Origin of the sequence: Bacillus cereus group sp. MS39, assembly GCF_040448665.1 — a bacterium.
GTDB lineage: Bacteria > Bacillota > Bacilli > Bacillales > Bacillaceae_G > Bacillus_A > Bacillus_A wiedmannii.
This window is the reverse complement of sequence record NZ_CP123058.1, coordinates 4,380,978-4,394,333: the sequence shown is the minus strand read 5'-3', so window position 1 is coordinate 4,394,333 and position 13,356 is coordinate 4,380,978. Positions and strand designations below refer to the sequence as shown.

Sequence of the window (13,356 nt, the reverse complement as noted above, 5' to 3'; positions counted from 1 at the left end):
TTTTCATAGAGGAAATCATTTTGAAATATAAAACTATATATGAAAAGTAACAATCGAGGGAATAGGGGGATCATATAACTTTTAAGAAGGAAAGAGTGTTCTTAAAGCTTTTTTTGCATCTATTCCTTCAAAGATAAATAATACAAGCTCTCTCTTTTTTACAGTAAGGAAAAAGGATACTAATGTGCTTAAGTTTTTAATAGAAGTAAGTGTTCCATGTTTACTTATAAATACATTCGTTTGAAATGTTGTCATTAAAGCATAAAAATGATGAATCTGCGTTATTGTAGGTGTTTCATTATAAAGAATAGTAGTAGATTGGATTGCATTCATCGAAATATTCCTTTCCATATAGTAAGCATAACAATATAAACATACCCGTTTTAAAAAATGTTAAACATATAAACGTAAAAAAATATAATTATAGTTTTTTACGTTTAGAAAGCGTTACGAAGGGTATACATATACTACAAAGAGATTGACTGAAGAGGAATGATAAGATTTCTAGTCTATAAAAATATACTTTTACTTTAAATAAAAAGGAGTCTGGTATACATGAATGAAATGATGATTGATATTACATTTGATTTAATTTACTTGTTAAGTAGTTCGCTTGTAATGCTTTTACTATTCGCTTTTTTCATAAATGGTTATGTTAATAAGAAGATTAGTGTATACAGAAATGAAGAAAGATAAAGATACATTATATAAAACTTTAGGAGGTTAATAGTTATGAATGTAGATAGAAAAATAGTAGGTGTTTTTAGAAAAATCGATGATGCGGCATTCGTTATTAATGAATTAAAAGATAAAGGATATCCAGCTGATAATATTTCAGCTATTGCAAAGGATCAAAAGGAAATTGAACATCTGGAAGAAAAATCGGGTGAAAAAGTGAATCATGAAACTGCACATAAAGCGGATATCTTTTCAGCGACAGGGCTTGTGGCAGGAGGAGTAGCAGGCGGACTCGGAGGTTTATTAACAGGTCTTGGTATACTTGCCATTTCTGGAATGGGTCCAATCGTAGCGGCAGGACCTATCGCAGCAGCTATCGGAGGAGCCGGTATTGGCGGAGGAGCTGGAAGTTTAATAGGAGCATTTATCGGATTAGGAATTCCTGAAGAACACGCTAAGAAATATGAAGAATACATTTACGATGGAAATATATTAATTTTAGTAGATGCAAAATTAGATGATAAGTTAGAAATTTATAAAATATTTGATAAGCATAATGCTTATAACTCTGATTTCTTTAAATAATATTTACTTCACATATCAATTATGCAAAATGTAAACATAGTGAATATCGTTTTTTGATCTTACAACTTTGGCGCGACCGAGGAGTCGTATGACTATAAGAGAGGAAGGGCTTATAGTAAAAGATCAAGTTCTATTATGTTATTTAAAAGGGAAGAGGTGTCTTTTCGTGATTGTAAAAATAGTAAAGGATAGTAGTAACAGTTTCCTTTGTACAGTTCAAAACAAAAATGGAGAGAAGTATGTAAAGAAATGGTTTCGTAAACAGAAAAACAAGGAAGAATTAGGGCGACCAACTTTTAAAGAAGTAGAAAAGGATTGGAAAGAAAATAGAGAATCGTTTATGTATCCAAATGTTAAAGCGCTTTATTAAATAGAATAGGCGCTTTATTCTTACAAAATTGTCACACTCCTGTAAGGTAATTCAATAGATTAGATACTTTTTCCATGTCATAATAAAGACATAAGAAAGCTTATTCAAACTACAACTTATTAGGAGAGTGTCAGTCATGATTGTAACAACAACGTCTGGAATTCAAGGTAAAGAAATTATTGAGTATATCGATATTGTAAATGGTGAAGCTATTATGGGTGCAAATATTGTCCGCGATTTATTCGCTTCTGTTCGTGATGTTGTCGGTGGTCGTGCTGGTTCTTACGAAAGCAAGCTAAAAGAAGCTCGTGATATCGCAATGGATGAAATGAAAGAACTTGCAAAACAAAAAGGTGCGAACGCTATCGTTGGTATTGATGTAGATTATGAAGTTGTTCGTGATGGAATGTTAATGGTTGCTGTAAGTGGTACAGCTGTACGTATATAAGTAAATAAACAACAGGCTCACCCCTCGAAGCTTATGCTTTGAGGGGATTTTTTTGTCCTTGCTTATTCCAAGGTCGCTTCTGTTCTTGGATTATGAATAATTGTTTCCTGCCTTGCTATAAAATTCATAAGCAAAAAAGCCAAATAAATAGCCGATTGCAGCTCCTAAACTCACTGCAAGAAGTGAATAATCTGGGAAAAACATGCCGAAAATCAAACCGATTATACAGCCAAGGAGCATTCCAATTGGTATTAAACTATCTAGTAACACTTGAGCGTTTTTTGATTTTTTCTTACCTAATGTGCCGTTGTCATATTTATTTTTAAGCCTTCCAATCACATCTTCTACAATACCAACGCCTTCATAATCAGGTATGTTAGGTAACGGAATTCTATGGGCATACGCTCCGGTAACAGGAATTAAGTCAGATGGATTAATTGGTCTAACTAACATGCGAACGAGAACTTCATTCTCTTTTAATGATTCTATATTTTTATATTCCACTTGTAATACATCTTTTGGGTTGCCAAACTTGTGAAATTGAATGTGTTTTCCGTGCAAGATGAATGTGCCCCTTAGTTTGATTGGGTTTATTATAGCATTTTTGGTTTGGGTGGTTATTTCATTAGTAAAAAATAAAGGGGAACAGAAAGTCGTCGTTTATCCATTTGATAAAATCGATTTCTCCTGAATACATAGTAATATAAGAAAAAGACGCTTTTGTGAGCGTCTTTTTCCAACTTGAGATAGATGCATCATTATTGTTCTGCTAGGTTACATAGTTCTCGTATAAAGTCTTCTCACACAAATGATCTGTGTATCAATTTGTTTTTGAAATACAGATCATTTGTATGAGAATTCTTATAAATGATTGCTGAATGATAACCTTACATGAATGCTTTTAAAAGCTCTTGAACTAATGGAATTACTCCACCTACAAAGTTTAAAACTGCCATTGCGATTTCCATATGATTGCCTCCTTTAGTAGTAAGATGTAATAAATCTGTATAATCCCATTATAGTAAGCGCTTACAAAGACATCAATGCATTTCGATATGCAATATTTCATATTTATATTTGGTAATGAGGATGAGGCGGAATCAGTAACTTATCCCGCTATTTGTGGGGGTCGGGCTGTCCATAAAAGCACAATTGGTGAGGGCTAATAACTAATGGGGATGGACAAAAGCCCCAATGATTAAAGTTTCACTTTATCAAAATGTAAGCTGCATCTTGTATAATATAATGGTGGAGGTCGAATATGAAAAAAATAAATTCAAATATTGATTTGGATAAAAATGTATTGGAAGCGGTATTTATTCCGAGAAGGTTTATTGTTTTATGGATTACACTCGTATATATAGCTTCATTGCTTTTAGAATTTCGTAATAATATTCTCTCGATGGATAATTTCTTCTTTACAATGGTCATTGTTATTCATACTGTTTTTCATTGGTATGCTAGTTCATTAAGGAATAGGCAATTGTTATATTTCTTTTTTGTACAACTGTTCATTGTGTTTTTGGCAGCATTCATTGCATCAAATGCTTCGATAGCAATTTTTGTTGGATTAACCCCTATTTTAATTGCCCAAAGTCTATATGTTTATCACAATATATTTAAAGTAATAGCAGTTTTTACTCTTATGTATGCAATATTTTGTACTGCAATTAGTATAAATTATGGTGTGAATAAATTAGCTATTCTTATCTCTATGTTTCTGTTAGTGTTAGCAATTATTATTCCTTTTTCTTATATTAATAAGCAGCAATATGATGCACGGAATCGTATACAGAGCTACCTTCAAGAGTTAGAGTCTGCATATATGAGAGTAGAAGAATTGACATTAGCTAATGAAAGACAGCGAATGGCAAGAGATTTACATGATACGTTAGCGCAAGGTGTAGCGAGCTTAATTATGCAATTGGAAGCAATAGATGCCCATATGCAAAAAGGGAATACAGTGCGATCTCAAGAGATTATGAAACAAACTATGATAAGAGCGAGACAAACTTTACATGATGCAAGGCTGGTTATTGATGATTTGCGTCATACTACCAATTCATTTAATAAAGCAGTAGAGGAAGAAGTTCAACGTTTTTCTGAGGCTACGTCTATACACGTGAGATTTACTATTCAAAGCCCTCCGCATATTTCAAGCTTAGTAAAGGAACATTGTTTATATGTAATTAGTGAATGTTTAACGAATATCGCAAAACATTCGCAGGCAACAGAGGTAAATTTAAAAGTTGAATATATCGATGATCTTGAAAAACTTACTATTGAAGTTGAAGATAATGGAATTGGTTTTGACACTGGAGATATCGGTAAGAGTCCTGGACATTACGGCTTAATTGGCTTAAATGAGCGTGTTCGATTGATGAATGGAGAAATACATATATTGAGTGAAAAGATGAAGGGTACGAAAGTGTATATTCAAGTACCTATCAATAATGAAGGAGATAGCCATGAAGTATAACGTATTAATTGTGGATGATCATTTCGTTGTAAGAGAAGGTCTGAAATTAATATTAGAAACGAGTGATTCATTTCAAATTATAGGTGAGGCTGCAAATGGAGAAGAAGCCCTTTCTTTCATAGAAAAAAAGGAACCTGATGTTATTTTAATGGATTTAAATATGCCTAAAATGAGTGGTTTAGAAACAATTGAAGCTTTAAATAAAAAACAAAATCATACGCCGATTATTATATTAACTACTTATAACGAAGATGAATTAATGTTAAAGGGAATTGAGCTAGGAGCAAAAGGATATTTGCTAAAAGATACGGATCGTGAGAATTTGTTTCGAACATTGGAAGCGGCTATTCGAGGTGAGATATTACTACAACCCAATATTATGGAAAAGATAGTGAATTATAAAAGGAAAGAAATACATGCTAATATGGTTGAAGAAAATAACTTAACAGAAAAAGAATTGTTTGTGTTGAAAGCTATTGCGCGTGGAAATAAGAATAAAGAAATTGCATTCGATATGGGAATAGCTGAGCGAACGGTAAAAGCGTATTTAACAAATATATACAATAAATTAGGTGTTAATTCAAGGTCAGAAGCAGTAGCTGTATCTATTGAAAGGAAATTAATTCATTTTTAAAACATTATATATGCCCAATCGTACATTATAGGCTTGCCCTTTTGTACGATTTTTTTATTTCTTTCTCATGTTATGCTTTAGAAAGTATGAGAGATTTAAGAACGCTCTAATTGCATTACACAGACGTTTTTAATGTGGGAAAGGAAGAAGAATAATTAAATGGCAACTTTGTTTTTAATTTCTGTAGTAATTTTCTTTATTTGGCTGCAAAGCAAACAAACAAAATTAAACTGGATACATATTATTACTTTTCTCATGATGATAGGGATTATTACTTATACGGCGCCGCAACCAATGACTAGAGATTTACAAGCAGAGTTACTGGCAGTTACGCTTTTTTCTTTTGCTATTGGTGTTTGGCAAGGTGGGGGAATTATAGCCTGTAATAAGGATAAAATTTTATATATTACAAATGGAAAACAGTATTCTATTTCATGGATTCTCTTAATCATTGGCAACATAATTATTATTAACATATTTGAAGGCGGATTTATATTGAATGGAGTGTGGTTCCTTTTGTGTAGTGTTTTCATAGCATCTGGGGTAAAAAACAGTATTCTATGTGTTCAATACAAATTAACAGTGCGAAATTGAATGAAAAAGTAAAACTGTTTTCTTTTATCGCAACCTTGAACGTGTTGGAAGAATGGGGGAGTTAACGTAGATGTTTCTACCTATTACTAAATTTGATAAGTTTAATTGGCTTGGAAATGTTGCTTTCTCTTCAGAAAAGGTTAGCAGGAATCGAGTGCTTTCGAGGGCTGAAGAGAGAGAGGATAAGTTGCGTAATAAGAAATGTATAGATTCAGTTACTAAAGTTCATAAGGAAATAAAGATAGGTTTTGTGAAATATGGTGCTAATTATGTATCGGGCTGTGCAGAGCCTTATTCAATCATTGTCATAACGAGTGGTGATATGCTTGTTGGAAGTGGGCGGGTTAATAAGTTTGGCGAATTTAAAATATATACGAATGATTATTTGGAAGAGTATTTGGTAATAGAGATTCAGTTGATAACGGGTGGTTTCTATCAAGGGGGTATAACGATAGAGGTAGAATAAGGTATTATGATTTCCTTTTTATTTAATAAATAAAAAGGAAGCAACCGTAGTTGCTTCCTAAACCTATTAAGCCGAAGCTTTCTTCATTCTCTCAAGTAAACTAGATAATACATGCGTACGATACGATTCTAGTTTTTTACCTTCATAAGTACGGATACCTAATTTTTTAAGTTCTTTTACATACCAACCTTTGCTTCCGAAATACATGTGATCGCTCCCCTTCAACTTTGTTTTTATTTGTTCTGATTGCATATGGAGGTACAGGTAATATAATGAAGGAAATGAATTTCGCGCGAAAATGGTTAACTTTGTTGCAAAAGACATATATACTAAGGATAGTATATAACGAGGTGGGCAAGACGTGATTATAGAGAAGCACGAAATTCAAATTGACCAAATTACGAGCGGTAAAGTGAATATCTTTACTTTCTATAGAAATAGAAAGCAAGTTGATGATCATTTTTTACGATTGCAAGAACCATCGCTTACAGCAAACTACTTCTTCCATTTTCATTTTGATGCAGAGAGCTTGCATCTACTGCAGGAAGAGTTTCCAAGCATATATCCGTACAACGGTAGTGAAACGATTCACGACTGGACGGAAAAGATGAAAGCAGAATTGCAACATCAGATCCAAACAGGAAAATGGAATAAGCGCGTACGTATCGGTAATCGCATTCTAGATGTGGTGTTTACGTGGTGTGACGAAGATATAGTAGAGTAAAAAGAAGCGGATGACGCTTCTTTTTTTAGCGCTGGAATAAAACGAGCTTACCTGCAGAAGATGTACAGCGATGTGTTTTTTCGTGCAATCCTTTTTCTTGTAAAATAGATTCACCTTTTGCTTTCGCTTCTTTTTCAGTTGCCGCCTCGAATGATTTGTCTAATGCTTTAGAACCATCTTTTTCAAAGACTGTTAGAACGTATACTCCCATGAAAATTCCCTCCAATGATAAAAATCAGAATCTTATAACTATTTTGGCATAAATCACTAGAATATGCAAAGAAATATATGACATTGCGTGTTACAATAAAGTGACACTTTAACTAGTGGGGAGTCTTTTCATCCCCACTAGTTATTAGTGGAACCAATCGGGTATTTACGGGCAGTTTGCTTTCAGACTGACTTCTTAGGCTTACTGCCCGTTAATACGGGGTAAAGTGAAACTTTAATCAGTGGGGAGTTTTTTATTTCCTGCTTATTACTAGTTTTCACCAATTGAGCATGTATTGTTTGTGCTCATGCGGATAAAATGAAACTTTTGAAATATAGAAAGGATCGTTATTTGTGAAACAAGTGAAGTTTATACATGCGGCTGATTTGCATTTGGATAGTCCGTTTAAAGGGATGGAAATGAATGTACCGCAGTCTGTTTGGGAAAGAATGAAACAAAGTACGTTTGAATCGTTCGAACGTATTGTTGATAAAGCGATTCAAGAGCGCGTTGATTTCGTATTACTAGCCGGGGATTTGTATGATGCGGAGACGAGAAGTTTGAGGGCGCAAGTGTTTGTGCGCGAGCAAATGAAGAGACTGTCGGAGTACGATATCCCTGTTTTTATTATTCACGGTAACCACGATCATTTAGGGGGAAGCTGGGCAGCAATTGAGTTTCCGGAAAATGTTCATGTGTTTACGGAGCCTTATGTAGAAGAGAAGTCGTTTTATAAAAATGGTGAGTTGTTAGCTTCTATTTACGGGTTTAGTTATTTGCAGCAAGCGGTAACGGATAATATGACAGCGCAGTATACGAAAATGAGTGATGCGCCTTTTCATATTGGCATGCTTCACGGAAGTGTTGAAGGGGATGCAGAGCATAATCGCTATGCACCGTTTCAAATTCGTGAGCTAAAAGAAAAGCAGTTTGATTATTGGGCTCTTGGCCATATACATAAACGTGAGATTTTATCAGAAGAGCCGTACATTATTTATCCAGGGAATATACAAGGACGTCATCGTAAGGAAACGGGCGAGAAGGGTGCATATCTGATTGAACTTACGAAACAAGGATCGCAATGTTCATTTTTCCATACGGCAGATGTTGTATGGGATGAAATTGAAGTGAATATTGATGGACTTGAAACTGTTGATGAACTTATGACGAACGTATCGAGTGCGATGAATGAATACCGAAGAGAAGAGGAAGGGACGCTACTTACTGTCGTATTTACAGGACAAGGCCCACTTTCTCCTTATTTACGTGATGAAAAACGTGTGGAAGAGATTTTTCATATTTTAGCAGCGGGCGAAGAGCGAAAAGACTTCGTATATGCGATGAAGTGGAAAAATGAGACGGTTTCTTTTGCGGAAATCGAGCGTTTGAAAGAAGAAAATCATTTCGTCGGTAGTGTGCTAAAAGAGCTAGAAGCTTTCACTAATATGGACGGTGTGTTACGCACGATTTGGACATCTCCTGTAGCGCGTAATAGTATTGAATCTTTTACAGAAGAAGAGAAGAAAGAGATTCAAAAAGAAGCAGAAAATATTATTTTAGAGCAATTATTCCAGCAAGAGAGGGATAAGAAATGAGAATTGAAAAACTCCATATTTATGGGTACGGAAAATTAGAGAATGTGGAAATGGATCTGTCATTGCTGACGGTGTTGTACGGTGAAAATGAAGCGGGGAAATCGACAATTCGCTCATTTATGAAAAGTATTTTATTCGGTTTTCCGACGAGGGGACAGCGCCGTTATGAGCCGAAAGAAGGCGGCAAGTATGGCGGTGCGATGACTGTGCAAACAGAGAAGTACGGCCGTTTGAAAATTGAGCGATTGCCAAAGACGGCAGCTGGCGAGGTGACCGTTTATTTTGAAGACGGGAAAACGGGCGGCGAGGAAATTTTAAACGATATATTAAGCGGGATGAATGAAAGTTTATTTGAATCTGTCTTTTCATTTGATATGCACGGTCTTCAAAATATTCATCAGCTAGGCGAAGCGGATATCGGAAATTATTTATTTTCGGCAAGTGCAGTCGGAAGCGATGCGTTATTACAGCTAGATAAAAAGCTAGAGAAAGAAATGGATCAGCGTTTTAAGCCGAGTGGGCGAAAACCAGAAATTAACGTGTCACTGCAAGAGATGAAGAAGCTTGAAGAGAAGATGAAAGAGTGGCAAGGGAAAATTGGCACGTATGAAAAGCAAGTGGAGCAGTTAAAAGAAAGTGAAGAGAAGCTAGCTTTTGTTCGCGTGGAAAAAGAGAGTGCAGAAAAGCGAAAGCAAGATTATGAAATATTAGCTGCGCTTGAGCCTCTCGTTATTGAAAAGCGTGCGTATGAGAAAGTGTTAGAAAATGAGAGCGGACAATTTCCTGTAAACGGGATGGCGCGCTATGAAGCGATTAAGGCGAAGATGGAGCCGCTCCAATTACAAGTTGATTCGCTCCAGAAAAAAATAGAGAATGTGCAATCGGAAATGGAATCGATTCAAATAGATGAAGAGTTTTTACAAAAAGAAAGTTATGTAGAAGAACTTCGTATGCAGCATATGTCTTACGAAAATGCACGCCAAGAAATGCGTGATATGACAGGAACAATTACGAATATAAAAGAAGAACTGGCAGAACTAGAGCAACAAATCGGTGCTACTTTTGAAAAAGAAACAGTTCTTTCGTTTGATATGAGTTTGGCAACGAAAGAGTTAATTACGCAAACGGTGCAAAAGGCGCGCGAACTAGAAACGCAAAAAACACAGCTGGATGAGCGTTTTAAAGTAGCGCAGGAGCAATTAGAAGAACAAGAAGAAAACATAAAACAGGTTAAGCAACAAATGTTAGCGGATGAAGAACGAAATACGCTAGTTGAGAAAGAAAAGTCATTCCAAGATGCGGCGTTTATCGGTATGGGCGCAGAGAGAATGAAGCGCAAGTATGAAGAGAAGGCAGGAGCGGCAGTGCAAAAGAAAAAACAGTGGCAAAGAGTTTGTCTTCTGTTACTTCTTATTAACACAGTCGTTTTATTCACAAGCTTATTTATGGACAACCGCCTACTCTTATTTATTAGTGTCATTATTTTTGTAGGGATCGTTCTTGCCCTCGTTTTATATAAAGATCCGTCAAGTGGATTACAAGAAGAGCTTCTTACTCTTCAGCAAAGTGCTGGCGGGAGACAAAGTGAAGAAGCAATGTCAGTTCGTTATCAATTAGAAAAAGATGAAGAGATACGTAAATTATTTGAGCGTGAGTCATATAAGTTACAGCAAATGGAGCGCGCATATGATAAAGTCGTTTCATCGTATGAGGAATGGGAGCGAGAAACGTTCCGCATTAGCGAACAAGTAAATGTGTATAAAATGCGCTATACGTTCCCTGAGTTTTATACGTATGCGCACATATTACCGGCGTTTGAGCGTATGGAAAAAATGCAGCAATTATATCGCGAATTAGAGAAGCAAGGCGCGCGAAAATCTTCATTATATGAAATGATTTCGCAATTTGAACATAAACTAGAAACTGTTATCGGTAGCGCAGAATATAGTAAGCTGCACGAGGCACAAAGTCGTATGCAAAATGAGAAAGAGAAGCGCCAAACTTGTAAGCAGCTAAAAGAGAAATTAGCGGAATGGCAAGAAGAATACGAGTTCACGCAAGAGCAATTGAAACAACTATTAGTAGAAAGAGATGGATTATGGCATATCGCATATTCTACAGATGAAGAGATGTTTTTAGAGGCAGGTAAACTGGCGGAAAAACGTGAAGATGCTGAGAAACAAGTAGGGCGTTTATTACCACAAATTGATCTATTAGAACAGCGTTTAACGAGTTTATCATTAGCTGAACATTATGAAGCTGACGGTTATGATGAAAAATTAAAGCAAGAAATGACGGCCGCGCAAAACTGTCTGGCAAAAGAAAAAGAACTGACAGAGCGTATTGCGAAACATCGTATGGAAATTGCGAATTTAGAAGAAGGCAGTACGTACGGCGATTTAATGCACGAATGGGAAATGAAAAAAGCGCAAGTGCGTGAACAAGTGAAGAAATGGGCTGCTTATGCGGCGGCAAAGACAGTGTTAACGAAAACGAAGCAATATTATCATGAGGTACACCTTCCTCGTATTTTACAAAAATCAGAAGAGTATTTCGTCTATTTAACAGGCGGACGATATAGTAAAATCTTTTCACCGTCAGAGGCGGAACCTTTTATTGTGGAACGTAACGACGGTATGCGTTTTTACAGTCATGAACTAAGCCAAGCGACAGCAGAGCAGTTATATTTATCGTTACGGTTTGCATTAGCGAAAACATTTGAGCATGATTATCCGTTTATTATTGATGATAGTTTCGTGCATTTTGATGCGGTAAGGACGAATCGTACGATTGAACTAATAAAGGAAATTGCGCAAGATAGACAAGTCATCTTCTTTACATGTCATGCACATTTGCTAACATATTTTACAGAAAAACAGATTATAAAATTAACGCATAAGCGTAAAGAAAATGAGTTGTAGTGTGCTATACTAAAAGTAACTGATATGGTGGAGGAATTCGAATGAAAAAGAAAATTGCAGAATATGAAGTTGGTGAACAAGTCGATGTTTTCTTGTTAATTAAAACAGCGACAAAAGGTTTAGCAAGCAATGGGAAACCATTTTTAACAGTAATCTTACAAGATCCAAGTGGAGATATTGAAGCGAAGCTATGGGACGTATCGCCAGAAGTTGAGAAACAATATGTAGCAGAAACAATCGTTAAAGTAGCTGGTGATATTTTAAACTACAAAGGACGTATTCAATTACGTGTGAAACAAATCCGTGTTGCGAATGAAAATGAAGTAACGGACATATCGGATTTCGTAGAAAAAGCACCAGTGAAAAAAGAAGATATGGTTGAAAAAATTACGCAATACATATTTGAAATGAGAAACCCGAACATTCAACGTCTAACAAGACATTTGTTAAATAAGCATCAAAACGAATTTTTAGAATATCCAGCAGCGACAAAGAACCATCACGAGTTCGTATCGGGACTAGCTTATCACGTTGTATCGATGCTTGATTTAGCGAAAGCTATTGCGGCTTTATACCCATCGTTAGATAAAGACTTACTATATGCAGGCGTTATTTTACATGACCTTGGTAAAGTAATCGAATTATCTGGCCCAATTTCTACAACATACACGTTAGAAGGAAATTTATTAGGCCACATTTCTATTATGGTGAACGAAATTGGTAAAGCAGCAGACGAGCTACAAATCGATGCAGAAGAAGTATTAATTCTTCAACACATCGTCCTTTCTCACCACGGAAAAGCAGAATGGGGTAGCCCAAAACCACCGTTAGTAAAAGAAGCAGAAATTCTGCACTACATCGATAACTTAGATGCAAAAATGAACATGATGGACCGCGCATTAGGACGCACAAAACCAGGCGAATACACTGAACGTGTCTTTGCTCTTGATAATCGTTCGTTCTATAAACCGACGTTCCATAATTAATAGTGTGAATAAAGTGGCCTCATTAAGTGTTAATACGCTTAGTGAGGCTGTTTTTTTATTAAAAATGAAATGAAATAGTTAAAAGGAAATAATTGAAGAAGAATCTTTTAAAGAACATGATTTTTTATCAAATGATATGGAGTTAATTAGACATGAAATATTCGAATCTCGATTTGAAGGGATTTTTAAAACTGATTATAAAACAGCACATAATGCAACTTTAAGATCCGGTCGCCCTTGGAAGATATCTGATATAGATGCAGAATAAAAATGGAGGAGATACACTATGGGAATCCATATAACAATGAATAAAGAATTTGAAGATGCAGAGATAGTTGTATATCAATATTATCCATCTGAATCACCAGAAAAAGTTGGGAAAATGTATTTTCATAAAAAAGAGGAAATGTTTTATGATTTAGAACCTGTTCCAGAAGAATCAATCGGAACAAGAAATCATTATTTTAATTGTGCGATTTCTAGGATAGTAATATGCCTGAGAAATGGCGGAGAATTTTTGGAAGAAATGACATACGGAGTATAGCGCAACAAACAAAGATATAAAAAAATTAGCTCAAATAAAGAGCTGGTTTCTTTTTCATACTGTTACTAGGTTAATAGACTTCATTTACAGTAACATCTTTACCCTGCCAAGAAGAGTATTA

The 13,356-nt window shown here is 35.5% G+C and carries 17 protein-coding genes and 2 pseudogenes; 13 read left to right on the top strand and 6 right to left on the bottom strand.

Annotated elements, in window-relative coordinates:
• Positions 1-81: 81 nt before the first annotated feature.
• Positions 82-333, bottom strand: coding sequence for a hypothetical protein (locus QEP67_RS22750; RefSeq protein ID WP_000991708.1), 252 nt, complete (start codon positions 331-333; stop codon positions 82-84).
• A gap of 222 nt (positions 334-555) precedes the next feature.
• Between QEP67_RS22750 and QEP67_RS22745 the strand changes: the two genes are divergently transcribed.
• From QEP67_RS22745 to QEP67_RS22730, 4 genes are all read left to right on the top strand, one after another.
• Positions 556-696, top strand: a complete 141-nt coding sequence (locus QEP67_RS22745; RefSeq protein ID WP_001004565.1) for a hypothetical protein — start codon at positions 556-558, stop codon at positions 694-696.
• A 36-nt stretch (positions 697-732) separates the two neighbouring features.
• Positions 733-1,263, top strand: coding sequence for a general stress protein (locus QEP67_RS22740; RefSeq protein ID WP_001100079.1), 531 nt, complete (start codon positions 733-735; stop codon positions 1,261-1,263).
• Positions 1,264-1,429: 166 nt separating this feature from the next.
• Positions 1,430-1,633, top strand: a complete 204-nt coding sequence (locus QEP67_RS22735; RefSeq protein WP_000635880.1) for a DUF4028 family protein — start codon at positions 1,430-1,432, stop codon at positions 1,631-1,633.
• Between the two features lie 136 nt (positions 1,634-1,769).
• On the top strand, positions 1,770-2,081 hold the full coding sequence (locus QEP67_RS22730) for a heavy metal-binding domain-containing protein (protein WP_000637510.1): 312 nt from the start codon (positions 1,770-1,772) through the stop codon (positions 2,079-2,081).
• Positions 2,082-2,171: 90 nt separating this feature from the next.
• Here the strand turns inward: QEP67_RS22730 and QEP67_RS22725 are convergent, their stop codons facing one another.
• From QEP67_RS22725 to QEP67_RS22715, 3 genes and pseudogenes are all read right to left on the bottom strand, one after another.
• A complete protein-coding gene (locus QEP67_RS22725) occupies positions 2,172-2,432 on the bottom strand; it encodes a hypothetical protein (RefSeq protein ID WP_241033911.1) in 261 nt (86 codons plus the stop codon).
• Positions 2,418-2,642: pseudogene (locus tag QEP67_RS22720) on the bottom strand (alcohol dehydrogenase); the annotation flags it as partial. The pseudogene QEP67_RS22720 and the gene QEP67_RS22725, both read right to left, overlap by 15 nt.
• A gap of 326 nt (positions 2,643-2,968) precedes the next feature.
• Positions 2,969-3,150, bottom strand: a pseudogene (locus QEP67_RS22715) (hypothetical protein).
• Between the two features lie 192 nt (positions 3,151-3,342).
• Here QEP67_RS22715 and QEP67_RS22710 point away from each other — a divergent pair.
• The 4 genes from QEP67_RS22710 to QEP67_RS22695 all read left to right on the top strand — a co-directional run bounded on the left by QEP67_RS22710 (position 3,343) and on the right by QEP67_RS22695 (position 6,254).
• Positions 3,343-4,560, top strand: coding sequence for a sensor histidine kinase (locus tag QEP67_RS22710; RefSeq protein WP_000723583.1), 1,218 nt, complete (start codon positions 3,343-3,345; stop codon positions 4,558-4,560).
• The gene (locus QEP67_RS22705; RefSeq protein ID WP_000876843.1) at positions 4,550-5,194 is read left to right on the top strand and encodes a response regulator; all 645 of its coding nucleotides are present in this window, start codon (positions 4,550-4,552) and stop codon (positions 5,192-5,194) included. The genes QEP67_RS22710 and QEP67_RS22705 overlap by 11 nt, the downstream gene beginning before the upstream one ends.
• 159 nt (positions 5,195-5,353) lie before the next feature.
• Entirely contained in the window at positions 5,354-5,788 is a 435-nt protein-coding gene (locus QEP67_RS22700; RefSeq protein WP_000212319.1) for a hypothetical protein, read from the top strand.
• Between the two features lie 70 nt (positions 5,789-5,858).
• Positions 5,859-6,254 carry a hypothetical protein gene (locus QEP67_RS22695; protein ID WP_000479664.1) on the top strand — a complete coding sequence of 132 codons (396 nt, stop codon included), beginning with the start codon at positions 5,859-5,861 and terminating at the stop codon, positions 6,252-6,254.
• Between the two features lie 66 nt (positions 6,255-6,320).
• Here the strand turns inward: QEP67_RS22695 and QEP67_RS22690 are convergent, their stop codons facing one another.
• Positions 6,321-6,461, bottom strand: coding sequence for a YflJ family protein (locus QEP67_RS22690; protein WP_000273536.1), 141 nt, complete (start codon positions 6,459-6,461; stop codon positions 6,321-6,323).
• Positions 6,462-6,615: 154 nt separating this feature from the next.
• Between QEP67_RS22690 and QEP67_RS22685 the strand changes: the two genes are divergently transcribed.
• The gene (locus QEP67_RS22685; RefSeq protein WP_000582795.1) at positions 6,616-6,978 is read left to right on the top strand and encodes a hypothetical protein; all 363 of its coding nucleotides are present in this window, start codon (positions 6,616-6,618) and stop codon (positions 6,976-6,978) included.
• A 25-nt stretch (positions 6,979-7,003) separates the two neighbouring features.
• Here the strand turns inward: QEP67_RS22685 and QEP67_RS22680 are convergent, their stop codons facing one another.
• Complete coding sequence (locus tag QEP67_RS22680) at positions 7,004-7,189, bottom strand: YhzD family protein (RefSeq protein WP_053446012.1); 186 nt, start codon at positions 7,187-7,189, stop codon at positions 7,004-7,006.
• 353 nt (positions 7,190-7,542) lie between these two features.
• On the opposite strand from QEP67_RS22680, the gene QEP67_RS22675 reads away from it, so the two are divergent.
• The 4 genes from QEP67_RS22675 (at position 7,543) to QEP67_RS22660 (ending at position 13,235) form a co-directional block, all read left to right on the top strand.
• On the top strand, positions 7,543-8,784 hold the full coding sequence (locus QEP67_RS22675) for a DNA repair exonuclease (RefSeq protein WP_064473040.1): 1,242 nt from the start codon (positions 7,543-7,545) through the stop codon (positions 8,782-8,784).
• Positions 8,781-11,705: an AAA family ATPase gene (locus QEP67_RS22670; protein WP_353706437.1), complete on the top strand. Its 2,925-nt coding sequence runs from the start codon at positions 8,781-8,783 to the stop codon at positions 11,703-11,705. Before QEP67_RS22675 ends, QEP67_RS22670 begins: the two co-directional genes overlap by 4 nt.
• 41 nt (positions 11,706-11,746) lie before the next feature.
• Positions 11,747-12,691, top strand: a complete 945-nt coding sequence (yhaM, locus tag QEP67_RS22665) for a 3'-5' exoribonuclease YhaM (RefSeq protein ID WP_000726645.1) — start codon at positions 11,747-11,749, stop codon at positions 12,689-12,691.
• A gap of 286 nt (positions 12,692-12,977) precedes the next feature.
• The gene (locus QEP67_RS22660) at positions 12,978-13,235 is read left to right on the top strand and encodes a hypothetical protein (RefSeq protein WP_000511218.1); all 258 of its coding nucleotides are present in this window, start codon (positions 12,978-12,980) and stop codon (positions 13,233-13,235) included.
• Positions 13,236-13,356 lie beyond the last annotated feature (121 nt).